Here is a 25,634-nt window from a genome sequence, read left to right as displayed (position 1 = left end):
AGCATCCTGATATCTTTCGCAAAATAGTACATTTATGCTCTATTTCTGTACCGCTTTAACTTCAAATTCAAAATCCCCTCAATTTCCCGTTTATCATCTAGATTTAGCTTTCGAAAGCCTGAGATTAAATTTGATTCAAGATCATCTATCTGTACACGAAATATCCCGCTATTAGAAACTACCGCCTCTTCAATTAGCAGCCAATCTAAATCAACACCGAAATTTAGTTTAAGAGCAATTACGGTTTCTAATGATGGTTTGTATTTATCTTTTTCCAATTCACTCAATGTTCCTTGTGATACACCAATAATCTGTGAGAATTCAATTTGATTAAGCTTGTTCAATTTTCGGATGTTTTTTATCCCCAGCGGGAAAAGGTTCCACCATCATTACCCTAACCATCTCGTACCCTATGCTTTAAGATCCAGCACCAGCACATTCACCGAGTTAGCTGGTAAGTACAAAAGGACAGAATTCGTATCAAGCGTGATCTGCTGTTCGGTAGGCACTACCTTCTCGTCATTCTTCTTGTTCACGTTAGGTACATGAACAAGCGAGGAATCGCCGGTTAGTGTAACCAGCTTAGCGATGGACTCAACATTCAAATCTTGTAGATTCAGCTGTATTACCTTATCTACGTTGTCAGCATTCACCAGCTTCACGTATACATGCTCAGCATCTTGGGTTACCGAGTTGAACACGTCTCTGTTGTAAGCCTCCAGCTTGTAGTCCAGCACTTTGCTGGTTGTCTCGCCGTCGGTGTATGAGCAAATCAGATTGCTGCCCGTTTCACCGCCGTAGTTCACTGTTATGGTGTAGTCCGTGTTGTCAGCCAACTCTTCATAGCTAGCTGCTCTCAAGTTACCTGCCGCTGTACTGGAAGAGTAGTCACCCAATGTGTAGCCTTCTATGCCTTGCTTGTAAACCTTCACGCCGGTAGCCTTGCCGCCATAACCGATCGCGTATTCGACAACGTCCTTTTTCTCCGCAGAAATATCCGTGAGACCCGCACCCACATAAAAACCGTCCGTGCCGGAAATACGGGAAGCGACCACCTCTACCTTGTAATTGCTCCAGCTGTCGTTCAAGATGTACAGACCATTCAAACCGCTATCCTGAGCTTTGAGGACAAGCCCCTTGCCTTCCTCCACTGTAGAGCCCCCGGAACCGGGAATGACCTGCCAGGCCGAATTCAATTCCTGGGTAAAGTCTTGATCCAGCAAAACACTGCCGTCCTGGTTGGAAGTAACAGTCACACGCTTAATCATAACTTCGGCGTTGCCTGTCGCGATTTCAATTCCACCCTGAGGAATGAGATCCGTTGGCTTGCCGTTTTTGTAAGTAGAGAAAGAAGTGCTCAATACTTTATTCCCCAAATATTTAGCATACATTTGCTGTACATAGTAGTTCGGCGTAAACCACACCGTTTCGTCATCGAACCAGATGCAGTCTGGTGTCCATCTGTAGGTTCCATCTGTCAGCACCTTGTTAAACAGCGGTGCATAGGCAGCCAACCGAACGACATCGGCATTATTTTCGAAGCCCGTCATCACCGCTGCCTCTGCTACAGCGCCTGCTAATGTATTTTTATCCGTTGAGGCGTACTCTCCGACAAAAACCTTTGATGTTGCTTTCCAATTTATTCTGCCGTCCACGTTATAAGCTCTGTAGTAGTAGTTATAGCGGTCCACGTTATTCAGCAGGTACTCGTTAGAACGATAATAATGCTCGTCTGCAATAGTGTCCATATAGTCTTTTTGCTTCTCATACCAGGTTACAGTTTCTTCCGTCACCTGGTTACCATCTGCAAAAGCAACCTTAGCCGAACCGGTCATATTACCGCTTAAGAACTTCCAGCCCTGTTGATATGCATCGTCGTCTGCTTGAGCGCCAACCGTGGAGATGATATGCAGTTCATAACCCGGATAGTTTTTCTCCATGTACTCATCAATCGACGTCTTGAACACTTCAAAGTTGGCAAAGAACTCTGTGCCCCAGTTCTCGTTACCCACACCCAAATAACGCAGATCGAACGGAGCTTCATGGCCCATTTTTTTACGCATAGCAGCCCATTCATTATGTTCAAAATCCACACTGATCGCAAAGTCGATCAGATCTGTAAAGTTCTTAATATAGTATTCTCTTAATGCGCCTCCAGCCGGATGAGCGTAATCGGAACGGGCTTGGCAGAGAACGCCACAGGCCATAACCGGAAGCGGTGCTGCATTCAGGTCTTCTGCCAACTGGAAATACTCCATATAACCAAGGCCCATGGTCATCATATAGCCCCATACATTAAAGTTTTCCTTGCGCAGCTCGATATCCCCAATCGATTCCTTCCAATCGTATACGTTTTCCCATATAAACGAACCCTCGGAAATACAACCACCTGGAAACCGCAAAAACTTCGGATGCATGCCAACCAGTGCGTTCACCAAATCTTTTCTCAGTCGGTAGTTAGGATTTCCCTGGAAGTTAGCATGTGCCGATGGGGATTGCGCTTCCTCTCCTGCGCCCCATACATCTTGTGGGAATAAAGAAACCATATCAACCGAAATGTCCCCTTCAAATGTAAGCGCCAGCTGCCCGAGAACCGTAGCTGAGCCTGTCAGCACAAGTTTGGAATCGATGCCGTACTTCTTCCACCTGTTGCCACCTTCCACCTGTATCGTAACCGAATCACTAATAGCCTTTTCATTCGAGCCTTGCAGTTGCAGTGTGATTGCGCCAGCTGAATCGGCCTTCGCCCAGATGGTAAACTCATACTTGGCACCCTCTTGGATGGACATGGCACAATTCTGGTTAGAATCGGAAAAGCCCTTGTTCCGAATCGTTGCACCATCCGCTACCGTCACATAATAAGAGTTCACTTCTTTGTCTTTTGCGCCTAAAAACTCATTTAATCCACCGCTATGTTGTGGAGTCATCTTGTCCGTATCACCAGACCAGGCAAACAACGGGTTGCGGTTCCGTCCTGTAGAGCAGCCGCATTCACCGGAAGCATGGGAATACGTATCAAACTCGAAAGATTCAAAGGAGCGATTCTGAACGAGTTCTGCATAAATCCCGCCATCTGCCGCGTTATTGATATCTTCATAGAACAAGCCGTACATCACTTCGCTGACATCCAGTACTTCCTTATTTCCATGAATGGTCAGCGTGTACGGAGGCAGCTGTTCAGGAAGAACGGATACTTCAAAGCTTTCTTCAATCTGGCTTAAGCCCTTCGTTAATAAAGCTGTGACGGTAACCCCTTGTGCGGAGGTAATCGCCTGCACCTGCCCATTGTCAGAGAGTATACTAGGTTGGCTGGATTTCCAGGTCACTTCTACTCTACCGCCCATCAGAACGGTTGGCAGAGATAAGTCCTTGGTCACAATCGTCGTTGGAAAGGACAAATATTTATCTCTAGCAAGCTTCACGATCTCTTCATCTGTCAACGAATCGCACATGACCTCAATGACTTCATCTGCCGACAAGCCTGCTTTATAAATTCTAAAGTCTGAAACGGAGCCGGCAAAGTCTACATCCGCCGCATGCTGGGAGCGACCGATAAAATTGTTGCTGTAGTTGGACGAGTCTGTAAACGTTTCGAACCATTTACGCAGCTTGGCATAGTTACCGCTGGAAGTTTGGCTGATGGAACCATCCGCTACCACTTCACCATTGACATATATCACCGGACCGGCACTGCTTAATGTGCCGCCTTCCGTGCCGATCACAGACAGGGCTATGTGCATCCACTCATCCCTGACAAAGCCTCTTCCCGGGTCTACGGACAAATCCGCCTCAGTGAAAAGGGTTCCGCGCAGATTCCGTGTCATGAACATATAGGGTCCTGTATGGGCTTTACCAAAGTCAAAGACACGTTCCCACATATCTGTGAATCTGCCGAAGTTGACCCACGCAGTAACCGTCACACCGGTGTTATCGCTTACATCTTTGAATAGATCGGAAGGAAGCTGGATATACGATGTACCGTTGGGGCCACCCTCAAGCGTCAAAGCTGCTCTACCGGTAGCATGGGAAATCGTAGGTGTTACTGTGCCTGAAGCAACCCCATCGTTACCTTGCCCTGAGCTATCTTTGCCGACGTTCTCTGCATCATCAAACTTGTAACGCGCAATGATTTGATCTTGGAATTTGGTCATCTTCGTTGCTCCTATACCCATAGTTTATTAATGTAATAACTAATTAGTTAATATAAATACATACTATATAGCTATAGTACCTTATCCTGAGTACCTTTTTCAATCCAATAAATCGGATTTATGAAGAAAATACTTGAACGAACTACATAAAAAAGCAGCCATCACAGAAGATACTCTGCGATAACTGCCTTTTGGCTTACAGGATTACTTGACCCAGTCGGAGCTTTTCTGAAATAAAGAAGTTTGACCGTAGCTATGTTATCCGTTCAATTTTTGTCCACAATTCGGACAGAAGTTAGCTCCTTCGTTTTTTGTACCGCAATTCGGACAAAAATTGGGCTTATTACCGTCTCCAGATGGAGCGGGGGCAGCAGGTGCAGGCTGAGTCTCAGCCGAAGGCTTTGGGTTCGGGTTCAAATTTTTCATCATTTCATTTGCTATATTCATCCCCATCATCATACTCGCCATATCCGAAGCAGCACCGCCGCCTTTTACATTACCCGATGCAATCCCGTCCGTCATCGTCACTTGTTGGTACTTTTGCAGATTACCGATCATTTCATGAGAGGCTGTCTTCGTGATCATATCTTGGATTTCTTGAGGATAATTGAAGCTCATCACATGAAAGCCAGTAATCGTCATACCGTTGTCCATCACTTGCATATCCAGATCTTCTTGAATACCTTTTGAAATGTCAGAGGCATTCGCCTGCAGATTGAACATGTCCTTTCCTTCTCTGCTAATCCACTTCATCAATAACTGATCCAACACCGAAGTAATCCGTATTTTCACATCCTCAACTAGATAACTGTCCTTCACTCCGGCAATCTTATCGATGAGCGTAACATAATCGTTCACTTTAAAATTAAATGTGCCATTGGCACGAATCGGCATACCGCCTGGCAGCTGAGGGGTCGGGATCAGCACTGGATTCTGCGTACCCCATTTGACCGTAAACTCCTTCGTATTAACGAATAAGACTTCTACCCTCATACCACTGTTAAAACCAAATTTAAACCCTTTTAATGTGGATAGAAATGGAATAATGTCAGAGTCCATGTTATACGACCCTTCATTCTCGAAAATACCCTCTATTTTGCCGTTATTTACAAAAATCGCATCTTGACCGGAGCGGATGATTAATTTACTGCCTTTTTTAATTTCACGGTTGCTCCACTTCCAGAAAATCATATCATCTCTAAATTCTTCCCATTCTACAACATTTGCAAATTGATTTCTGAAGAACCCCATACTGTATCCATCCTTTCAGTTTAGGATTTTGCAAAATTCGATTCCAGTCGCTCCAAAGTGCAATATATAGACGAACTAGACCATTTCGATCTATATATTGTTCATTGAAAGTCGCTTATTGGATTTTTACAAAATCCTCAGTTAAAATGATCCTCTGCTGCCGCTATGCGAATGACCGCCGCTGGTAGTTCCGCCACTACCGCCTGAGCTGCTGCTACTGCTGCTCTTTTCAATCTTCCGTTTCGTTGTCGTTGTGTGAAGATACTGATCTCGATGCTCCAGAACTCCTGAAGCGTTCGCATCCTCGTAGGTCTGCCGATTTACCGTAACCCGACCGCCAGAATTGGAAACCATCTTGCCCACGATCATCGCCGCCAATCCCAGGGCAACCGCCAAATGAAGCCAGCCTTTAAAAAATATACTGTCTGGATTCACCCCTGGACGGATGGCCAAATATTTGTGCGCACTCAGAATATACTTTTGAAATGCAAGCCCATAGTTGCCGTTCGTCAGGTCCGGGCTAATCTCATGGCGTATTTTAGTAAGCCTGTCATCATCCAGATACCGTTCTGCCTTATAAAATCCGGCCAAGTACACCTCTCTATTTCTCATATCCATCGTTAAAATGACCGCGTTCCCATGAGATCTGTCATACCCAGGGCCATGGTCATCATAAAAGTCCTGCGTTATTTTCATAACATCCATATTGTCGGGATTGAGAGTAGTATAAATAATAATGTCCGTTTCTCTTTCCGCTCCGTATTGATTAGCCATAGCGTTCAACACATCATACTCTTCCTGATTGAGCAGACCCGCTTCATCATAAATCAATGGCTTCATTTCTGTCGTTGCTGGTTCGCCCTTCATTTCCATAGGAACTGCCAGAAAAGCAGCAAAGAACAACAAGACGGCTATAATCGCTCTATGCTTTTTCAATAAAATCCCCCTCCCATCATCAACCAAGTGATTAACCTCAATGAAAAGAGAGTAATGCCGAAAATGCCTGCAAACCAAGCCGTCACTTTGAACTTGCTAATCGGAGGCTTACCGACTACCTTGCCCGTCTGTCCGTTCATAGCAAACGTATGCTCCAATTGATTATAGTCATAGTGTATGACCCACACCGGGAGCAGGACATAATCCGCTTGTTTTAATGTAGTATCAATTTGCTTTTCCGTATAACTCACGGCCGTATACTCTGACACCGTAGAATGAATATAAGCATCAATATATTCCTTCACTTTTTCTTTAACTCGCGGGAAAAGCTCTTCTTCGTTATAACTGTACTTCTCCGCAATATAACCTGCTAGATATGGCGTTTTAAAGGGTTTTAGCTGATCGTATGGAAAAGGCTCCAATTTATCCATCAGCTCATCGTTCATTTTCTCCGCAGCATCAATTGGAACCTTTACATAATTCAAACGAATTTTCCGATATACATCGAAATGCTTCGTTTCCGTATATTCGTAGTCTCCGCTCGTATAGGTTCTCACTTGGGTACCTTCACCTTGAACCTCAATTTTATTATGTAATTCATATAACCAGAAGGGCACATACATCCCGGTTATTCCCTTGATTCGGTCTGCTATCATGAACCGATTCGGCGTAAGACGGCCATTCTTGCACCATTTTTTGAAAGCAGCTATGGCTTCTTCCTTACTGATTGAAAAAGGAATAACCTGCGCTGGAGCCAGCTTGCCAGTCAGTCGATCCCCGAGAACCACGGCAGAACCACAAAAGCTGCACACCGTTGCACTCGTCTCCACTTCGGTCATAATCACTGCTCCGCAGTTATTACAATGATACTCATGGGCCTCATCTTCTGAAAAAATACGATTTATCAGAGGATCAGGAATAGATTCGATATTGTCCTCTCTTCCGCAACTATGACAGGATAACATCCCTGTCTCACCGTCAAAGACCATGCCGCTGCCGCAGTTTGGGCATTTGTATTCGATAACCGGCATCTGCTCACCTCTTCATGTAGATACTGTTATGATTCCTTATGGTTGATTTTTTCTTTGATCGCAGCCAGTTCATCCTCTGCATTCGTACTCTTCTCGTATTGTGCAAATAAAGCATCCAGGTCGTCCTTCGTTCCTGCCCGAAGCTCGGCTATAGCCATCGCTTCATCATACGCTCTGTTCACCTGTTCTTCCATAACTTCGAAAGCAGAATTCTTGCTGCCCATAGAGTTCAAGGTTTGCTGTGCTTTGGCAACCGCCATCTTCCCTTTAAGTTCAGCGCGCCGCGCTTCTAGTTGTCCCATATCGGACACCAACTTCTCCTGCATTTGTTTCATATTTACGGCGTTTGTCGAAGCTAAATCATAGGACGTTTGTAATTGTTCCAATTTCTCCGCCTGCAAACCTTTTCTCTCCAGAAACTTTCGAGCTTCCTCTTCATTACCAGCTTCCACAGACTTACTGGCATAATGCTGGAGCTTTTTGATTTCGGCTTTGCATTCATCCAGTGCTCTTTTTGCCCTTCTCTCATCAGCCAACACTGAGGCCGTCTCCGCTTTCACCTTGCCTAGATCACTGTTTAAATTCCGCATATAATCGTCAATGGTTCTCTCCGGGTCTCCCACCTTATCCACTAAGGCGTTAACATTCATTTTCATAATATCCCTAAACCTCGACAAAATTCCCATGATGACCTCCTTCGAAAGGACTACATTCCACCATATCATACATCAAATCCGGTAAAAAATGTTCATCATAGCTCTATATACTGGCCCACTGATCACTTTCGGATGTGTGTTCGTTTTATTATAAAAGCAAAGGGTCCAAAAACCCGCGACAGATTTTTGAACCCTTCTATTTATTGTTCCTGATTATAGTTCTTCATAGGACTTGGGGTCCTGACCCCATATCCGCCCATCCTCACTGCTAAATGCCGAAATCACGTTCATTTCCTCTGGAGACAACTCAAAATCAAAAATATCCAAATTCTCCGTTTGGTGTTTTAAAGAAGAGGCCTTAGGGATCGGGATCGCTCCAAGTTGGATATGCCAACGTAAAATCGCTTGTGTAGTCGTTTTACCATGAGCAGCAGCAATTTCCCCAATCTTTTCATTCTCCAGTATGCTGTGACCACGCCCCAAGGGGCTCCACGATTCGGTCACGATGCCCTGTTCAGCATCTTTTGCACGCTGGTGCTCCTGATTAAACAATGGATGCAATTCAACTTGATTGATGCTCGGGGCGACACCTGTTTCCCGAATTAAACGTTCATTATGCTCGGGCAGAAAATTGCAGACCCCGATGGAACGAATATAGCCCCTTTTCTTCGCCTCAATCAACGCCTGCCAGGCTTCAACATATCGATCAATTTGGGGATTCGGCCAATGGATCAGATAAAGATCATAATAGTCCAGACCTCCTCTATATAATGACTCTTCGATCGTTACAATGGCTTCTTGGTAAGCATGTCGGCGACCCGGTAGTTTGGAGCAAATCAACAATTCTTCTCTGGGCACAGAGCTCTGCCGGACCGCTTTCCCGACAGCCCCCTCATTTTCATAGTTGAACGCTGTGTCGATCAGACGGTAACCTGCATCAACTGCGCCGGTAATCGCCTGTACTCCATCTGCACCCTTAAATCCAACAGTCCCAAATCCAATGACGGGCACTTTAGTGCCATCATTCAATACCTTCTCCGGAATTTGATGGTTCATATTAACAGCCTCCTTTACTATTCTCATATACCATAACACCTCTTTAATCGTCAGGCAAAATATAGAAATTCATTTCGTTCCCTATATATGTATATACCCACTAGCTTGTAACTTCTCTACCAAGTTCTCTGTGTGCTAAATCAAAAAGCGCCTGATCCCCATTGAAATCATACTTGAAGTCAAAGGGGTCAGGCACTTGTATACCACTACCAGATCATATATTCCACTTCATGCTTGATGGCTTGGTTGTCCAACATAAAGTTGAAGTGTCTGTGTTTTTATTTCAAGCCTTTCCATACCCAGTTCTCTACCTCTGGTAAATCAATACCCTCTTCGCGAATGAATTGATGATGTTTCTTAACCGTAGCATCCATTTCATCCACAATGTTGGTATACTTCTCAGCGTCAGGTAAGCTTAGAACAGCTTCCTTCACTAGATCGAAGCGATCCATCTGATTCAATACGCGCATATCAAATGGTGTCGTAATATCGCCATTCTCACGGTAACCATGTACATGCAAGTTATGGTTGTGACGATCAAAGAACAGATCTTTGATCAGACCTTCGTAACCATGGAAAGCGAAAACAACTGGCTTGTCTTTTGTGAAAAAATGATCAAACTCGGCGTCGGATAATCCACGCGGGTCTAGTTTTTGACTTCTCAGTTTCAGCAAATCTACCACGTTGATGTACCGAATCTTCAAGTCAGGCAGTTTTTCATGCAAAATGGAAATCGCAGCTAAACTTTCAATCGTTGGCTCTGTACCAGCAGAAGCAATGACAAGGTCAGGTTCTCCACCTTGATCTGTACTTGCCCAATCAATAATCTTCAACCCTTTGTCCACCAATTCTTTCGCTTCATCAGCACTAAACCATTGTGGACGTGGGTGTTTAGACGAAACAATCAAATTGATCTTTTGACGGTCATTTAAAATGGTGTCGAAAACAGCCAACAATGAATTGGCATCAGCTGGCAGATACTCCCGAATAAATTCTGGTTTTTTATCAGCCAAATGACCTAACAAGCCTGGATCTTGGTGTGTATACCCATTATGATCCTGTTGGAACACCGTTGAGGTTGCTACGACATTCAATGATGGGATATCTGCACGCCATCCTTGATCCGTTGCTTTACGCAGCCACTTAAAGTGTTGGGTGATCATCGAGTCAACCACACGCAGGAAGGCTTCGTAACTTGCAAAGAAACCATGACGACCTGTTAATACATAACCTTCCAGCAATCCTTCAGCTTGGTGTTCGGATAATTGAGAATCAATTACGCGGCCATAGGATGATAAGAATTCATCATTAGGTTCAATAATTTGGTCCATCCATTGGCGTTTGGTTACTTCAAAAACAGGAGCCAAGCGGTTAGACATCGTTTCATCCGGTCCGAAGATTCTGAAATTACGATTTTCTTCATTTAAAAGAACCACATCTTTAACGTATTTCCCTAAAACCGACATATCTTGCGCAATCACTTTACCAGGTACGGAATTATCCAGCGCATAGTTACGGAAATCCGGTAATTTCAAGTCTTTAATGAGGTTACCCGCATTCGCAACAGGGTTCATTCCCATACGTTTATCGCCTGTAGGCAGAATTTCAGCAAGCTCAGAGTTTAAACGACCGTTTTCGTCGAACAATTCCTCTGGTCTATAGCTATTCAGCCATTCTAACAAAGCAGGTGCGTGTTGCATATTCTTTTGATCAACCGGAATTGGAACCTGATGGGCACGGAATGAATTTTCATTCGGCACGTTGTCCCATTCCTTCGGACCTGTCCAGCCTTTAGGTGAACGGAATACAATCATCGGCCACGCCGGACGAGTAAGGTCATTATTTTCACGTGCATTCTTTTGAATAGCTTCAATCTTCTCGATGGCCGTATCCAATACTTTCGCCATTTCTGGATGCATGTGATCCGGATTTTCACCTTCAACAAAGAACGGCTCCCAACCCAAACCTTTAAAGTAGGAGGTCAATTCTTCTTTCGATTGACGAGACATAATCGTTGGGTTACTAATCTTAAAGCCATTCAAGTGCAAGATTGGCAGCACTGCACCATCCGTGATGGGGTTGATAAATCGGTTAGAGAACCACGAAGCGGCTAATGGGCCCGTTTCAGCTTCGCCATCACCAATAACAACAGCCGAAATCAGATCAGGATTATCCAGAATGGCACCTACACCATGAGAAAGGGAGTAACCTAATTCTCCACCTTCATGGATAGATCCAGGTGTTTCAGGAGCAGCATGTGAAGCAATACCGCCAGGGAAAGAGAATTGTTTGAACAATTTCTTCATACCTGGGATATCTTGCGTAATTTGTGGATAGATTTCAGTGTAACTACCATCCAGATAAGAATTTGAAACCATAACCTGGCCGCCGTGACCAGGACCTTCAATGTAAAGCATGCTCAAATCATATTTATTAATAACACGATTTAGATGTGCATAAATAAAGTTTTGACCCGGAATTGTGCCCCAGTGTCCAATTGGCTTAACCTTCACATCTGAATCTTTTAAAGGCTCTCTCAACAAAGGATTATCTTTTAAATACAGCTGACCTACCGAAATGTAGTTCGTTGCACGCCAATATGCATCAAGTTTTTCCAAATATGTTTTAGATGAATAATCTGCTAACACGGGTGATAATGACATTGTGTCCACTCCCTAAGTAGTTTTGTTTGTAATTTATTTCCGGAAATTTCATCTACATGTCCATCATAACGCTACGCCAATTTAATTCAACCTTTTTCACAAGTGATACGGTCCAATTTTGTGAAATTTTGAACATACTATGAAATATAAATTAAAAAGACAGTAAAAAAGCTCTTACATTAAAATATATAGAAGTATAAACCAATAAAATTTGTAATAAACGAGGTAATTGCAGGCTTCAATCCTTTTTTCAAAACCATAAAAAAAAGACCGGAGAATTCTCCAGTCTTATCATTAGTGAACCGATACAAAGGTATTAAATTTCAAATATTTGTAATGAAATCGCATATGAGAAAACTCAAATGGCGTACCGTTATCTAAAAAGAACACACCTTCCATAATACCTACAGGCTCATTTTCATTTAAATGTAGCAGCTTTTGATCATTCTCTTGAGACGGTTCTGCAAAAATGGATAAAAAAGATTTGGTGACGGCCAAGTTCCGCGAGTCTTCCAAATAATTAAAAATGGACCCCTCGATAATTGTCTGATTTAAATTCTGGACAATTTTAATGGGGATATAGCCCGTTTCAATCATAAAAGGATCATCATCAAACAGACGTAAGCGAACAATTTTGTAAACAAAATCATGAGTCTCCAAGAACAAATCGCGCTGTAATTCTTCCGTTGGCGGAATGACCTCAAAACTCAATACTTTGATCTTAGGCTTTTTACCATGCATTTGAAAATTATCAGTGACCCCTAGATTAGAGCCTTCGTAGTTAAAGATAGATTCATTTCTTATGTATAATGGATTAATAAATGTCCCGGAACCTTGTTTTTTGAAAATAATTCCGACATTCTCCATTTTAGTCAGAGCACGTTTAATTGAACTACGACTAACCTGGTACGTCTCACTAAGACTACGTTCATCTGGCAATCTCATATCCGCAAACTTTCCCGCAAAAATTTTCATCTTGAGATCGTCAATAATTTGCTTATAGACAAATTGTGTCATAAAGTACTCCTCTTTCAGGTCTTCTATAACTCTATATAGTTTACCATAACTTGCCCATTTCATCTCATGTTTGTTTCTGTTTGCTGAGCGGGCTTTCAGCGGATAGGAAGCGCCGTCGCTTTTACTTTACATCTCTATGCATAATACCATGATTACACATATATAACACCACTGAACGTACCTGCAAAACAGCAGAAAATACAGAACCCCCACCTTAGCATCAGTAATAAGACCAAGCCTGTTTCGAACCTTGAGGGATGTTTGACTAGACCAGGCTAAAATCCTTGAATACATTGTTATTATTCATCTTGTTCAAACGTTTTCTAATAAGAATGGTGGGGGGGAGATCATATTGGCTATCCGCTACAGCGTCATCATTCCAACCTATAATCGAGCCCAGCAATTGTTGCTCACACTCGCTTCATTTGAGACACAAACCTATCCAAAGCAACTATTCGAAGTCATTGTAGCTGATGACGGTTCTACAGACGGAACGAAAGAAATGGTCGAAGGCTTCAAAGCATCCTATCCTCTTATCTATGTGTCACATCAGGAACAACGCGGTCGATCTGCCGTTCGAAATTTGGGACTGCGCCGTGCAAAAGGGCTATACATCATCTTCTGCGACGCTGACTTTGTAGTATTACCGGAATTCATTAGGATCGTGAGCCGTTATCACCGTAAATATCCCAAGTCTGTGCTCTCAGGCATTCCTCACTCATGGGACGATGCTTTTACCCATTATTACCCTGACTTTTCTCCTGAAGAAAAAGAACAATGTCGCAACATACTTACGCAGTCCAACTTATGGAATGCTGACTATGAAGCAGCGAACGAAATTACTCCAATCATAACCCCTGAAGATATCCTTCACCAAACGGGTGCACTGTCTAAAGTAGTTAGTCCCACAAGAGTCCCCCCCAATACGCAGAAACAATTTGCCACAACGGATGTCGCCCCCTGGATGCTGCTGGTTACTCGTTGTGTAGCCATCAGACGCAGCCACTTGATTCGTATTGGAGGTTTTAATGAACGGTTTGTGCTGTATGGACTCGAAGACTGGGACCTTGGCTATAGACTGCATCGCTTGAAGATCCCTTTTTATTGCATCAAAGAGGTGGTCGGATATCATCAGGAACATCCAACCTATCTCAGAGGTAACGTTTTAAATACAGAAAATCTGAGAATCATGTATGAAACTTACGGATTCAATGACTCCTCGTTAAATTTATTTGCCCTTATCCCTCCATCCGAGGATTTTGAGACCTACAAAAATACGTTGCGGGTATTGCGCAGGGGATTCCGCTCTAGGTTAACACGCTCATCAGCACTGTTATTAAGAAGAACATTACGCATTGCAGCCAAACAGTTCTACGATCAAAGCCATACTCATGCATACAAAAAATCATTACACTTGATAAAAAAGAAAGCAGAGAACCGGAAAAGTCGAGTCGCTCACGTGTTACGAGAAATGCTGGTGAAGTCTGAAAAGCTGGTGGAATAATAGTTACTCATTTACAGCGTACAAAATCGTGTGTATTGCATCCTCCTTACGGGATAAAAAAACTCCTCCATAAAGGTGCGAGCCCAACTTGGCAAGCAGCTTTATGGAGGAGGAGTCGCCATGTCCGGAGATAACGACAAGAATTGTCGTTACTAGTTTACTATTCCTCTGATAGTCCAGCATGCTTTCTGATTATTCATTACATATGAGTTTTACCAACTGCTAAGAACTCAATATTTTAATGCTATCATCGCACCAGCTAATTAAACTGCTAAACTGACTTTTACCATAGCTCATTGTGATCATCCAATATTTGTGATTATGGTCTTTATGCTCTACGTTGATAAGCCAACGTTCAAGTTCTTCAAAAATATGCAAGCTTTCCACTAGCTTTTCTTTATACTCCTGTATGTGCTTTATAATCGTTTCAGGCGAAGAATTCCCGCCAAAAAACACCCTCAACAGCAGCTCATTTTTTTTAAGCATCACCACATGCTCCATGGGCTGAGAAAGCCAGTCTGACAACGTCTGCCTTCCCTGATCGGTAATGCTGTAGAGTTTCTTGTCAGGCTTTCCTTTCTGTCGAATAACCTCGACTGCAATATCTTTTCGATCCAGTAGCTCTGCCAGGCTGGGATAGATCTGACCATAGTTCTCATTCCAAAAGTAACTAGTGCTTTGCTCCATATGTTGCTTTATATCATAACCGGTATGAGGACCCAGACTCAGAATGCCTAATACCGCAAACATTGTATTGGTTTTTCCCGACTGTCTCGCCATTATATATTGTGCCTCCTGTTACCTCTAGCAAATCTCCGTAGTATGTCATGCTTTCATTAGACTAGACATAATTATAGCCCATTTAAACTAGCTTCACATCTCTCTATATATTATTTAAATATATATTATTATAATAATTAGTGTTGACAGGGGTTTATCATCGTTTTATATTAACGATATCAACAAAATACCAATGAGCTTGCCAAGCTGAAGCCTTGGATACAGATATCATAAAGAATTCCAAGACATCGCTTGGTTAAATCTTAATAAGGAGATATCAGACCATGACCATGATCAGTGTAAATTATCCCGCAGGCCGCATAACGCTTGAACAGCGCCGTCTTTTGGCAGAAGGTTTGACGGATGCAGTTCTCGTTCCAGAGGTAGGTCAATATTGTCCGCCAGCAAGAGAAGGGTTTCAGGTCCATTTCACCGAACGTCCAATAGATTACATGGCAATTGGCGGGCAATTGCTGTCGGATCAGCCAGAACGTGATGTAATTACTGTCAATGTTCTGGTGATGGATGGTGACTGGCCTAACGACGTTCGCAAAAAAGTGCTTGAGAATATTCTTGGCAGTTTGACTAAAGTACTTGGTGTACCGGAACCATCCCCAACTTGGTGGGTATCCTTCCAGGTCATTGAAGAAGGCAGCTGGGGTTCTCGCGGCAGCGTGCTCTCCATTCTAGACCTGCTGGATTCAGGAGTCTTTACTGAGGAGAAAATTAAGGCTATCAAGCAAAATATTACACGGTAATGCGTGGAATTTGGCATTTCTAAAGATTGGAGGAGCATTCATATCTTGTCGGCTAGAGGATACGGGAAACACCGGGAAATCTCCTGACGTGGTGGCTAAGGCAAGTTACAAACCGGCAACTGACGTCTTAAACCTTCTGCGGTATCCAGTAGGAGAACCATCCAAAAGGTTATATCTTTAGCAGTAACAAGCTTATAACTTAGCACAGTGTAATATGTCCATATGTCCAAACGAAAGAACACCCATAAGGGTGTTCTTCATTTTTCCAAAGAAACATCCTGCAGTTTACGTAATCTTAATGGCTAGCCAAATCATGCTCCAAAGCTTGAAGAGAAAGGCTATCCCTCGTACTGCCTCCCTCTCCCGGTCTCATATCAAAAATACGATCGACAAATCGATTGACATCCAGCAGCATTGCTTTTCGTTCCTCCAAGGTTACACGCGGCACCGAGTAAAGAAGCTTAATCTCGGCATCCGAAAACTTGGCGAACCCAAACAAATTATCGTTAGCCGCGTAGAGCATATCTTTCTGACGTGATATGCGAATATAATCTTCTGAAGATCCTGTTGTAAAAATCGAGTAGGCTCTCTTGCCCTCAAGCCCATATACACCATCAGAAGAGCGTATGAGTCCTGTTGTGAACACTCTATCTATATATCCTTTAATAACAGCGGGAAATCCGCCCCACCATACCGGTGAAATAATAATCAAGGCATCTGCCCACAATAAATCCTCCTGTTCTTTTACTATCTCCTCTGGCAATACGTTAGTGACCTTAGCCTCTAAATCCTTTAAGCCTGCCGTCGGATTAAATGACATTTGAATTAAATCTTTTACCTTAACATTCGCCCCTCGTACGTTTAAATGAGCGATCACCTGCTCCAAAATCGCTTTGTTAAAGCTCTTAGCATAAGGGTGACCGTATAAAATATTAATATTCATCTTCTTCGCCCCCAGAATATTTTCAGATGGCTTGTCAAAGCTTTAATGCTAATGTAATGTTAAGCCAATGGTATCGAAACAACAAGTAGGCATATTTATAGTATATACTATCAAAAATCATACTAATTGATTTCATAGGACTTTCTGGAATACAAACGATAAGGAGATGGCACAAATGAGTGAAAATCTGAATTATTTTACAGATTGCCCCTTAACAAAGGTTCAGAAAATCATTGGCGGCAAATGGAAAATAGTGATTTTATGGTTTCTGTCCCGTGGTACCCGAAGATTCGGTGAAATTAAACGCGCCTTTCCTGATATCACACAAGCGATGTTAACCAAGCAACTAAGAGAATTAGAAGAAGACGGATTTGTGCATCGTGAAATATTCAGAGAGATTCCTCCCCGGGTAGAATACTCGCTAACAGCTCACGGAGCAAATTTCGTCCCCATATTGCGCAGTATGTATGATTGGGGGGAGGTTCATCTGGAGCACTCGAAAATTAGATGCGTTGAAAAATAGCGATTAAATATACATCCCTTCTTGCCTAGCGTGATCAGACTTTCATCCCTATGTTATAAGTCCATACCAAGTGCATAATGAAAACCCACTATGACCAATTTTGTCAAAGTGGGTTTAATCCTGTTGATATTCATCTTGTCATGTTTATATTCAGTCATGTACCGTTTTTCTAAACCTGGCAGTTCCCATCAACGTGGCTTCACCTTTTCCACTGGGGCAAAACAGCTACCGTTTCGCTTACTGTTGTTTTCCAGTTAATGTTCTCACTTCAATAGGATGCAGATTCGCCTCAATTTGAGCCCGCTGCGGTTCATACCACTCTGGCAGCATTAATTTCTGCCCCAAAGATTCAACAGGTTCATTATTAGCAAATCCCGGTGGATCTGTAGCAATTTCAAATAGGATGCCGCCCGCTTCTCTGAAATATATCGCATTAAAATATTGGCGGTCTATGATTGGAGTCGGCTGATAGCCATAATGCTGGACTGCGCTTCTCCATTCTTCATGTTGTTCGAAATCTTTTGCACGCCACGCAATGTGATGTACCGTGCCTGCTCCACCAAATCCTAAACCCATTTTGGCGAGCGGAACATCTACGATGTTGCCGATTTCTCCTACAGCCTGGTAACGGGCATATTCGGCGTCTTCATCGGTTTTTGTAAATCCGAGTATGGTCTCCAATGCATCCATCGTTTTCTGTGGGTTAACGCTAAATAGCACAGCACCTCCAAACCCCTTAATTGCTTGATCAGCCGAAATGCCACCGTAAGACCAAGTACTATTCGCTCCCGCTTCACGTTCAACAAGCTCAAGTCGTAAGCCCTCATTATCCTCGAATTGAAGATATTGTTCAGAAAAACGGCTCGTTTTCGTAACTTGAATATCAAAGCTTTCTAAACGATGCCGCCAAAAATCAAGTGAACCTGGTGGGACCACATACGAGGTTATACCCACCTGGCCACCTCCGATTCGCCCTTTGGGAGTTCCTGGTGCAGGAAAAAAAGTAATAATCGTTCCAGGACTTCCTGCCTCGTTACCAAAGTACAAGTGGTAAACCTCAGGAGCATCGAAGTTGATTGTTTTCTTCACTAACCGAAGCCCCAGGACGCCGGCATAGAAGTCGACATTTTCCTGCGGGTTACCGGCAAAAGCTGTAATATGATGGATACCTGTAGTTTGCAGTGACATATGAAACCCTCCTTTAATCGTAGGAACCTTTATTTTTTGTTGTTAATGGCTTTTAATGACCTAAACATCATGTTTTATCTAAGTAATGCATCGATAGAATATGAACCTGCTCCTGTCAACGCAATACCAATTGCGACTGCAATAAGAACTAGCGGATATTCATAGCCATTAGCTGTTGCCCAGATCCCGTTTGGGCCATGTACTTTGAAAATTGCTCCGAGCATAGTCACCGTAATCAACAATGCAGCCAGTGGAGTGAATAGTCCTAAAGCAAATAGAGCTCCTCCCAACAATTCCATCAACCCAGCAGACACTGCCATGAATACTCCGGGCTTAATGCCAATCGATTCCATCCAACCGCCCGTACCCTTTGGACCATAGCCGCCAAACCAACCAAAAAGCTTCTGTGCTCCGTGCCCCACCAATAACAATCCAACCACCAAACGTATCATTAACAATCCACTTGCCAACATAAAAATCACCCTCCATATTATATTTACTTAAAGATTATTAAATTAGAGATATTAGATAAAATTAAATTCATCGTTTAGCGATTTGAGCCTGTTCTTTTTTTAGTTTCTCAGGCGTAACATCGTCTCCATTCGGATCATAAATCGTAGCATTCAAGAGAAGGCTTTGTACAGAACCCCGAAAGATTTGAAGGTATTCTTTGCGAAGATCCGTTTGTTCCGTTTTTTCAATTTCAGTCAACCCAACTTCTTTTGCTTTTTTTGCGAGCTGATTAATTCTTTCTAAAATGGTGATCATGTGTATACCTCCCTATTCAAAATTTTCCGGTTGTTTATCTTTAATTTATTTATCTTGATATAAAGATATAATACTTTTTTATCCGTGTCAATACTTTTTCGAAAAGAAAATCAATGCTTGGGTTGCTTACGGAGAAAAAGCAGCAGGAACACTTAGAGATACCTTTAAGCTACAAGTTGTGTAAAACCTCTTCAAGTCAATTACTAGAGCCATAATAAAAAGCCACCAACCAGAATCACTGGCTGATGGCTTTCTTGTCTTACTTAAATGGAGGCGAACCGTGGCACGGCAAATCCACAATTCGGCGGGTGGTGATGTTGAGGATGTTTGGGTAGGTGGCATAAAACCAAGCCAAATTACCCTGTGAATTCTTTCATCTGTTACAAACGAAAGACTTTCATCACCTCGTCGCCAAGATGGTTGATTACCTTAACAGCGATGCGCCCACTCTTGGGTTTGTTGAATGGTCTTGAAGTATCACTATTCAGCGTTGCCCAAGCCTCAGCGTTAATTTCCGCCTTAAGCGTAGTTCTTAAGGACTTATACGGATCATCTGCGCCCAGAAAATATGCATGACGTACGAAAAAACTCTCTTCATTGTAATCAGTATCAATGAACCAACAAGCTATTCCTTCCGCACCGTCGCTACGTACTTCGCCTGTACTTGGGTGAAAGACATCAACTCCGTTGATCTTTAACTGAATTTTCCCAGTCTCATTATTTATGAGATCTATATCAGGCTCTCCAAAGATTACGAACAAGTTACCCGCTCCATTGTTCTTCAGTTCATCAGCCATATGCAAGTCAGCATTCATACGCGCTTTGAGCACCGGTAAGCGTCCAATCTTGTCAAACTCCGAAGAATGAGCATCATAATTAAAAGCACAAGCAATAAGTACATCGAAACCTGCATCAACTGCCTCACGAGCAGCAGCAACAAGATCAGGCCTTGAAACAGTCCCAAACTCTGGACCAATAAAGATTGCAGAGCGTTTCTCTATAGCCACTTCCTCATATTCCTCAGTATAACGCCCTTCGGCACAAATCAGTTTCCCAGGCCAAGGCATAACGGAGGAGAAATTTATCTTATCTTCTTTGTTCGACTGTTGCACACCCGCAGTACGTAGGTTTTCAAGAATCATCATGATGAAGTCCTGTTCCTCAGCATAACCTTCCTTTGATTCCGTAATGCCTTCAATCAACTCGTCATTTTCATCCACTGCCAAGACACGGTGCGGTAGGAGGCTCTCAACAGTAAAAGGCCCAGCTACACGAACCTTCTTATTGTCTTCAAACGGTTTATTATAAAGATACTCAAAGTCTGCTTTCGCTGCGATAGAAGCATCAATTTCTTTTTGTCGGTCAATACGATGTTTCCACCACTGAGCATGTAGTTCCTTTATATAATCGGACCATTTCTCGTCAGGATCTCGCGGAATCTCCCATTCTTCAAATTCACATCCAATTTCTTGGTTTAAGCTTATCCGCAATGGTTCTAGAATCACTTTAAATTTTCCCCAAATAATGTCTATTTCTGAGTTGTTAGCAATAGATTTTAGTGTTATATGTGGTACTCTATCATAGACAAAACCATAACGAATATCATTACGAGTTGGTTCCTCAGATGGAGTGGTGCGAGTTAACTCTGCCTCCTTAATTTGTCCTTCTTTACTATCAGCCAGTAAATAGTAGGGATATGTAGCCCCCATTATCCTAGCACGTGCTAAAGCAAGGGCCACCCGTGAAGTGTCAATCGTAATCCAACGACGTCCCCACTGTTCCGCAACATAAGCAGTTGTACCCGAGCCACATGTTGGATCAAGGACGAGATCACCAGGATCACTAAACGTCAAGAGCACTTGTTCAACAATTCTTACATTAGTTTGAACAACATAGACCTTATGCTGTGCACCTGCAAGATTCTTAGTCCAGATATTATTGTTCGGCGCAGCAGGTTTATCGTTCCATGGTTCAATATAGAAAGGTCTTGTCGTACCTCTGGAAACCCGGCCAGCGTAGGATAGACGTCGCCGACCCTCCTCATGGGTTCTCCAGTGACGCCCCTTACCTGGGTAATACTCATTAGAGAATATACTCCAAGGTACCTGAGAATTTTGAGAATCACCATCCTGTGTCAAAGTAATATCTGTTCGAATTGGTATACGATCTATCGGGATCAACCCTGGGTCTAACTTCCACTCCTTTGGTATCGGGTGCACACGGAGCTCAGAGTCGAGAGTCTTATTAAACTTTGAAAAGTCAATCCCATCGAGAGACTTTGTAGGACGAATAGGGCGATATTTAAGTTGCGATTTAGACTTAGCATATACAATTAAGTAGTCGGATACTGAGGGAACGTAGTTTGATTCTTGATGATGGGTCTTCTTGACAGTAATGAGACAAACAAAATTACTATCCCCAAAAACCTCATCAAGTAGCACCCGTGCCCTATGAACGTTCTCATCACCAATTTGAAGAACAACACAACCAGTATCACTCAATAAATCTCGTGCTGCTGTTAATCTATCTCTTAAATACGTTAAATAAGAATGAATCCCATCTCGCCAAGTATCACGAAAGGCCTTAACTTGTTCTGGCTCACGAGTAATGTGATTAACATTCCCGTCTTTTACATCCCGACTAGTAGTAGACCACTGAAAGTTTGAATTGAACTTAATACCGTATGGTGGATCAATGTATACACATTGAACTTTACCACGCAAGCCTTCACGTTCTGTAAGTGAAGCCATAACTTGGAGACTATCACCAAGTATCAACCGATTAGTCCAACTAGCATCATGCTGGTAGAACTCAGTCTTGGCATTATCATTTAGTAAACCATTAAAATCTTCAAATAGATCGAGCTGCAAATTATCGACTGTTTCACCATCATCGATACGTCGTTGCAGGTCATCGATCAGAACCTTGGGATGTACTTTCTCTTGAATATAGAGAGGCGGCGCTTGAACCACTAGATCCGACCAATCTTGGCTATCTTTTCCACGCCACACTAATTGTGGGTCGAGGTCATGATTTCGACGATTGTAGGAAACACGTATAGGGTCTTGCTCTTCCTTAGCCATCACTGATTGGTACTCTACTGTGGGAATATTTTTGCGGGTCGCATCATCGTGTTTAAGAATTCCAACTGTCTTCTTTATTGTATATTTGTCCAATTAACGCTTCTCCTTTACAACATCTGACCAGTGGCTGAGATAATCAATTTATTAAATTCAGCTTGTAATTTTGCATGGAAGTCAGACTCAATCTCATAAACCTGAGTAAACTCAGCAAAGGACCAACGCCCATACCTGCCAAGGTTATTAACTCCAGGAATCCAATAAGTGTCCATTGCAATTTTCTTTTCCTTAGCATCTTCACGTCGGTAGCCTTTAATCTCAATCACCAAATGTAGCAGGTCACCCTCCCCACGTCCATCATCAACGAGAACTACAAAGTCAGGAATATACTTCCTTTGTTCCGAACCATAGCGGTATGGAACTTCTAACCCTAAATTATGATTTTTAACATACGACTTAACCCTAGGGTGTGACTCGACAACGCGACAAAACTCAGCCTCCCAGTCACTGTCCAAAACAATCCAATTTATATGACTTTTTCTTGCATCAGCCTCCCAACGATTTGTTTTGGAGGTATTAAAATTTACATGTATCGTAGATCCGCTAGGATTGTAGGCGTCTAGCACAACCTTTATAGGCCTCTCTCCAACCAATGATTTGGTAATACCAGCAGTAATACGATTACAAGCCATATCCGCTAACTCTTGGTACATTAACAAGGCTGGATAAGTACCACCTTTACAAACTAGGCAAGTATCAAGCCATTGTTTAGTAATCTGCTTGAGTTGCCCAAACAAATGAAGTTTCGGTGCCTCCCCATGATCACGCCATTTCGTGTAGAGTAAGCGTTTTGTAATATGAAAAAGAAGTGTAGAGCGACGAACCTCTTCCAAATGTCCTAAACTAAGATCGACGTCTTCACCAATGATACCAGCATTTTTAGTAATTGAAGGACCAACGATGTCAGGGGTCAGTTCAAGTATGGATTCAGCATCAAACATTGCTGTAAGTTTTTCTTCTGGAAGCTCCACTCGATATCCTTCGACCCGGGGGAACCTTATTTCGAGGTAATCCCGTTCCGGGCGAACCGCTTTAACAAAGATCGTTTCGCGGGGGGGCTGTGGAGGTGCTATAACTGGCTTAGCAGTAAAATCAAACGGGATACCTAGTACATCAGCATACTCTACATTAAAGAGGCCCTCTTCATTTAAATCATAGGATTGTCGCCGCAAAGCACGTCCAATGACCTGCTCACATAAAAGCTGAGTACCAAAAGCACGCACACCCAAAACATGTGTAACGGTATTTGCATCCCAGCCTTCAGTGAGCATGGAAACCGATACTACACAGCGAATCGATTCACCTAGACGCCCTTTTCTACCAACAGTATTCATTACTTCACGTAGTAATTCCTGATCTGAAAGGATCTCAGCTCCTCGACGATCTCCTGTTCGCTCAATAATTTCCCTGCGAAAACGTTGGATCTCATCTTCAGCCATATTACGAAAGTCTTTATCTAAAGCATTGCCAGACTCAAGTTGTTCACTATCTATTAAAAGAGTACGTGGACGGCCAAGTGGATTACCCAGTTCATCGAAGTTGCGAAATAGCTTCAAGCGTCCATTTTCAATTATCGTAGAGCCATTATCATTCTGTCTGTGGAATCCAGAAATATAATCATAAACTAACTTAGAAGTTGAAGTATTATTGCAAACTACAATAAAGCAAGGTGGCACATTAATGCCACTAGACCTCCAAAGTTCAAAAGTCTTCTCATAGTGACCATACAAAGCTTCTAACGCAGTAAGTAATTCAATAGGCAGGCTAAGCGGGTCGAGTGAATTTGTCTTACCACGTCCTCTTTTTGGCATTCGAGTACGAATGTGCTCCCATAGATTACGGAATTTAGGCATTTCACCGCCAGGTACGTTATCAGCTACGGGAACGCGCGGTAATTTGACAATGCCACATTCGATGGCATCCATAAGCGAAAAGTCGCTTACAGTCCAGGGAAACAAGGAACCCTCAACATATCCAGACCCATTGAGAAAAAAGGGCGTTGCTGATAAGTCAATAACTCGATTTATACCAATCTTTCGATTGACCGTTTCGAGACCAGAAATCCATAACCGAGCAGCCTCGTTATTTTTCTCAGCTTCTTGTCTCTCTTCTGCAGACAAGCTATCTTGGGTATCTGAATTCCTTTTTTCTCGATAACAGTGATGCGCTTCGTCGTTGAGGATCATAATATTCTTCATGCCCATAAGTTCCGGCATTACACGCTGAAGCATCTGTCCCTCAGTTTCTAAGGTATCCAAATCACACCCCCGTCCTTTAAGGAGTGCGCGACCACCTTTCGATAGCTCAACTCGTTCGCGGAGCTTGAAAACATGGTAATTGGTTATGACAATCTTGGCACGTTCGAGAACTGCGAGCATGTCATTAGGTACAAGTTCGCGGCTTTTATAATAGCTATCGGGATCGTTTGGTTGAAGTACTCTGAGCCGATCCCGGATGGTCAACCCTGGCGCTACAATCAAAAATCCACGTGTAAAGTTTTTACTTGTAGGCCGACGAGCGGCATTAATTGTTTGCCAAGCAATTAGCATTGCCATAACAGTAGTCTTACCTGCCCCTGTTGCGAGTTTAAGAGCAAGTCTTATTAAATCCGGGTTCGCTTCATTACTAGCATTAACCAAATGATCGAGAAATTCCTTTCCCATTTTCCCCAGCTTTGGGGCAACTTCTATTAACCAAATGGCTGTTTCAACCGCTTCCACCTGACAAAAAAACGGCCTTTTATTACTGAATTTATGATTTCGCCAGTGCTGAAGTAGCCGAGCAGTCTCAGGTGTGACTTGCCAATCGTTAGGATTGGGCCTATTTCGCCACTGATCCACATGGCGCCTTATTGAATTGATAATTGAAGTAGGGTCGTATTGTTGCTCTTCATTTGATAGACCTTTACCTTCATCAAAAATTAATTGTGTTTGTTCAACCGACCCCTTAAGTTTTCTAGGTTTAGGAATTGGTGTAATGAACTTAGCAGGACGTCTCCTCTCAATGATTTGATGAGTCGGTTGACCCTGTTCATCTAGCTCCCAATACCGTAGGGGATATTCATATGGTGAATTAAGTATGGGCTTCTGAAAAAATTGATTAACCATTTTATACTTCTCTCCTGATAATTACATGAAAGTTTTAGTTTTTAACAAGATCCTGTGGCTTTGATAATCTAATGCGCTCTCTAAAATTAAAATAAACTATCTAAAAATATTATAACTCCGAAGAGCCACTTTGGATACAAAGTTGGAGGTTATTATCAGAAA

The 25,634-nt window shown here is 42.8% G+C and carries 19 protein-coding genes; 3 read left to right on the top strand and 16 right to left on the bottom strand.

Annotated elements, in window-relative coordinates:
* Nucleotides 1–32: 32 nt before the first annotated feature.
* From ACM1ND_RS00850 to ACM1ND_RS00810, 9 genes are all read right to left on the bottom strand, one after another.
* Nucleotides 33–353 (bottom strand): helix-turn-helix transcriptional regulator, encoded by a 321-nt coding sequence (locus tag ACM1ND_RS00850; protein ID WP_256704520.1) that lies wholly within the window; start codon nucleotides 351–353, stop codon nucleotides 33–35.
* 57 nt (nucleotides 354–410) lie between these two features.
* Entirely contained in the window at nucleotides 411–4,151 is a 3,741-nt protein-coding gene (locus ACM1ND_RS00845) for an alpha-L-arabinofuranosidase C-terminal domain-containing protein (RefSeq protein ID WP_418026922.1), read from the bottom strand.
* Between the two features lie 258 nt (nucleotides 4,152–4,409).
* On the bottom strand, nucleotides 4,410–5,402 hold the full coding sequence (locus ACM1ND_RS00840; protein ID WP_053324391.1) for an SPFH domain-containing protein: 993 nt from the start codon (nucleotides 5,400–5,402) through the stop codon (nucleotides 4,410–4,412).
* Between the two features lie 141 nt (nucleotides 5,403–5,543).
* The gene (locus tag ACM1ND_RS00835) at nucleotides 5,544–6,338 is read right to left on the bottom strand and encodes a TPM domain-containing protein (RefSeq protein WP_418026921.1); all 795 of its coding nucleotides are present in this window, start codon (nucleotides 6,336–6,338) and stop codon (nucleotides 5,544–5,546) included.
* A complete protein-coding gene (locus tag ACM1ND_RS00830) occupies nucleotides 6,335–7,369 on the bottom strand; it encodes a hypothetical protein (RefSeq protein WP_023986506.1) in 1,035 nt (344 codons plus the stop codon). Before ACM1ND_RS00830 ends, ACM1ND_RS00835 begins: the two co-directional genes overlap by 4 nt.
* A gap of 26 nt (nucleotides 7,370–7,395) precedes the next feature.
* A complete protein-coding gene (locus ACM1ND_RS00825) occupies nucleotides 7,396–8,055 on the bottom strand; it encodes a PspA/IM30 family protein (protein WP_023986505.1) in 660 nt (219 codons plus the stop codon).
* A gap of 183 nt (nucleotides 8,056–8,238) precedes the next feature.
* Nucleotides 8,239–9,081, bottom strand: a complete 843-nt coding sequence (locus tag ACM1ND_RS00820; protein ID WP_023986504.1) for an aldo/keto reductase — start codon at nucleotides 9,079–9,081, stop codon at nucleotides 8,239–8,241.
* Nucleotides 9,082–9,359: 278 nt separating this feature from the next.
* Nucleotides 9,360–11,744 carry a phosphoketolase gene (locus tag ACM1ND_RS00815; RefSeq protein WP_053324386.1) on the bottom strand — a complete coding sequence of 795 codons (2,385 nt, stop codon included), beginning with the start codon at nucleotides 11,742–11,744 and terminating at the stop codon, nucleotides 9,360–9,362.
* Nucleotides 11,745–12,038: 294 nt separating this feature from the next.
* Nucleotides 12,039–12,761 (bottom strand): GntR family transcriptional regulator, encoded by a 723-nt coding sequence (locus ACM1ND_RS00810; protein ID WP_023986502.1) that lies wholly within the window; start codon nucleotides 12,759–12,761, stop codon nucleotides 12,039–12,041.
* Between the two features lie 352 nt (nucleotides 12,762–13,113).
* Between ACM1ND_RS00810 and ACM1ND_RS00805 the strand changes: the two genes are divergently transcribed.
* Nucleotides 13,114–14,265: a glycosyltransferase family 2 protein gene (locus tag ACM1ND_RS00805; RefSeq protein ID WP_023986501.1), complete on the top strand. Its 1,152-nt coding sequence runs from the start codon at nucleotides 13,114–13,116 to the stop codon at nucleotides 14,263–14,265.
* 222 nt (nucleotides 14,266–14,487) lie between these two features.
* On the opposite strand, the gene ACM1ND_RS00800 is transcribed toward ACM1ND_RS00805, so the two are convergent.
* Entirely contained in the window at nucleotides 14,488–15,045 is a 558-nt protein-coding gene (locus tag ACM1ND_RS00800; protein WP_023986500.1) for a PadR family transcriptional regulator, read from the bottom strand.
* 284 nt (nucleotides 15,046–15,329) lie between these two features.
* On the opposite strand from ACM1ND_RS00800, the gene ACM1ND_RS00795 reads away from it, so the two are divergent.
* The gene (locus ACM1ND_RS00795; RefSeq protein WP_340859431.1) at nucleotides 15,330–15,803 is read left to right on the top strand and encodes a tautomerase enzyme; all 474 of its coding nucleotides are present in this window, start codon (nucleotides 15,330–15,332) and stop codon (nucleotides 15,801–15,803) included.
* Between the two features lie 295 nt (nucleotides 15,804–16,098).
* Here ACM1ND_RS00795 and ACM1ND_RS00790 read toward each other — a convergent pair whose 3' ends face one another.
* Nucleotides 16,099–16,746, bottom strand: a complete 648-nt coding sequence (locus ACM1ND_RS00790; RefSeq protein ID WP_023986498.1) for an NAD(P)H-dependent oxidoreductase — start codon at nucleotides 16,744–16,746, stop codon at nucleotides 16,099–16,101.
* A gap of 175 nt (nucleotides 16,747–16,921) precedes the next feature.
* On the opposite strand from ACM1ND_RS00790, the gene ACM1ND_RS00785 reads away from it, so the two are divergent.
* Nucleotides 16,922–17,269 (top strand): winged helix-turn-helix transcriptional regulator, encoded by a 348-nt coding sequence (locus ACM1ND_RS00785; protein WP_034094951.1) that lies wholly within the window; start codon nucleotides 16,922–16,924, stop codon nucleotides 17,267–17,269.
* A 237-nt stretch (nucleotides 17,270–17,506) separates the two neighbouring features.
* Here ACM1ND_RS00785 and ACM1ND_RS00780 read toward each other — a convergent pair whose 3' ends face one another.
* The 5 genes from ACM1ND_RS00780 to ACM1ND_RS00760 all read right to left on the bottom strand — a co-directional run bounded on the left by ACM1ND_RS00780 (nucleotide 17,507) and on the right by ACM1ND_RS00760 (nucleotide 25,472).
* A complete protein-coding gene (locus ACM1ND_RS00780) occupies nucleotides 17,507–18,457 on the bottom strand; it encodes a ring-cleaving dioxygenase (RefSeq protein ID WP_418026920.1) in 951 nt (316 codons plus the stop codon).
* A 74-nt stretch (nucleotides 18,458–18,531) separates the two neighbouring features.
* The gene (locus ACM1ND_RS00775) at nucleotides 18,532–18,930 is read right to left on the bottom strand and encodes a DoxX family protein (RefSeq protein ID WP_071559498.1); all 399 of its coding nucleotides are present in this window, start codon (nucleotides 18,928–18,930) and stop codon (nucleotides 18,532–18,534) included.
* Nucleotides 18,931–18,997: 67 nt separating this feature from the next.
* Nucleotides 18,998–19,225 (bottom strand): DUF896 domain-containing protein, encoded by a 228-nt coding sequence (locus ACM1ND_RS00770; protein WP_028541879.1) that lies wholly within the window; start codon nucleotides 19,223–19,225, stop codon nucleotides 18,998–19,000.
* A 380-nt stretch (nucleotides 19,226–19,605) separates the two neighbouring features.
* Nucleotides 19,606–22,401 (bottom strand): site-specific DNA-methyltransferase, encoded by a 2,796-nt coding sequence (locus tag ACM1ND_RS00765; RefSeq protein WP_071559499.1) that lies wholly within the window; start codon nucleotides 22,399–22,401, stop codon nucleotides 19,606–19,608.
* Between the two features lie 14 nt (nucleotides 22,402–22,415).
* Nucleotides 22,416–25,472: a BPTD_3080 family restriction endonuclease gene (locus ACM1ND_RS00760; protein WP_071559500.1), complete on the bottom strand. Its 3,057-nt coding sequence runs from the start codon at nucleotides 25,470–25,472 to the stop codon at nucleotides 22,416–22,418.
* Nucleotides 25,473–25,634: the final 162 nt, after the last annotated feature.

Source organism: Paenibacillus sp. JJ1722 (genome assembly GCF_048282685.1).
Lineage (GTDB): Bacteria > Bacillota > Bacilli > Paenibacillales > Paenibacillaceae > Paenibacillus > Paenibacillus polymyxa_B.
The sequence above is the reverse complement of the archived record's forward strand: the minus strand, read 5'-3'. Positions and strand labels throughout refer to the sequence as shown.

Bases quoted from the DNA above. Each gene is read 5' to 3' on its own strand.
- ACM1ND_RS00775 (WP_071559498.1), bottom strand. From the start codon at position 18,930: ATGTTGGCAAGTGGATTGTTAATGATACGTTTGGTGGTTGGATTGTTA.
- ACM1ND_RS00830 (WP_023986506.1), bottom strand. From the start codon at position 7,369: ATGCCGGTTATCGAATACAAATGCCCAAACTGCGGCAGCGGCATGGTC.
- ACM1ND_RS00780 (WP_418026920.1), bottom strand. From the start codon at position 18,457: ATGTCACTGCAAACTACAGGTATCCATCATATTACAGCTTTTGCCGGT.
- ACM1ND_RS00785 (WP_034094951.1), top strand. From the start codon at position 16,922: ATGAGTGAAAATCTGAATTATTTTACAGATTGCCCCTTAACAAAGGTT.
- ACM1ND_RS00845 (WP_418026922.1), bottom strand. From the start codon at position 4,151: ATGACCAAATTCCAAGATCAAATCATTGCGCGTTACAAGTTTGATGAT.
- ACM1ND_RS00800 (WP_023986500.1), bottom strand. From the start codon at position 15,045: ATGGCGAGACAGTCGGGAAAAACCAATACAATGTTTGCGGTATTAGGC.
- ACM1ND_RS00810 (WP_023986502.1), bottom strand. From the start codon at position 12,761: ATGACACAATTTGTCTATAAGCAAATTATTGACGATCTCAAGATGAAA.
- ACM1ND_RS00790 (WP_023986498.1), bottom strand. From the start codon at position 16,746: ATGAATATTAATATTTTATACGGTCACCCTTATGCTAAGAGCTTTAAC.
- ACM1ND_RS00760 (WP_071559500.1), bottom strand. From the start codon at position 25,472: ATGGTTAATCAATTTTTTCAGAAGCCCATACTTAATTCACCATATGAA.
- ACM1ND_RS00825 (WP_023986505.1), bottom strand. From the start codon at position 8,055: ATGGGAATTTTGTCGAGGTTTAGGGATATTATGAAAATGAATGTTAAC.
- ACM1ND_RS00840 (WP_053324391.1), bottom strand. From the start codon at position 5,402: ATGGGGTTCTTCAGAAATCAATTTGCAAATGTTGTAGAATGGGAAGAA.
- ACM1ND_RS00770 (WP_028541879.1), bottom strand. From the start codon at position 19,225: ATGATCACCATTTTAGAAAGAATTAATCAGCTCGCAAAAAAAGCAAAA.
- ACM1ND_RS00815 (WP_053324386.1), bottom strand. From the start codon at position 11,744: ATGTCATTATCACCCGTGTTAGCAGATTATTCATCTAAAACATATTTG.
- ACM1ND_RS00795 (WP_340859431.1), top strand. From the start codon at position 15,330: ATGACCATGATCAGTGTAAATTATCCCGCAGGCCGCATAACGCTTGAA.
- ACM1ND_RS00820 (WP_023986504.1), bottom strand. From the start codon at position 9,081: ATGAACCATCAAATTCCGGAGAAGGTATTGAATGATGGCACTAAAGTG.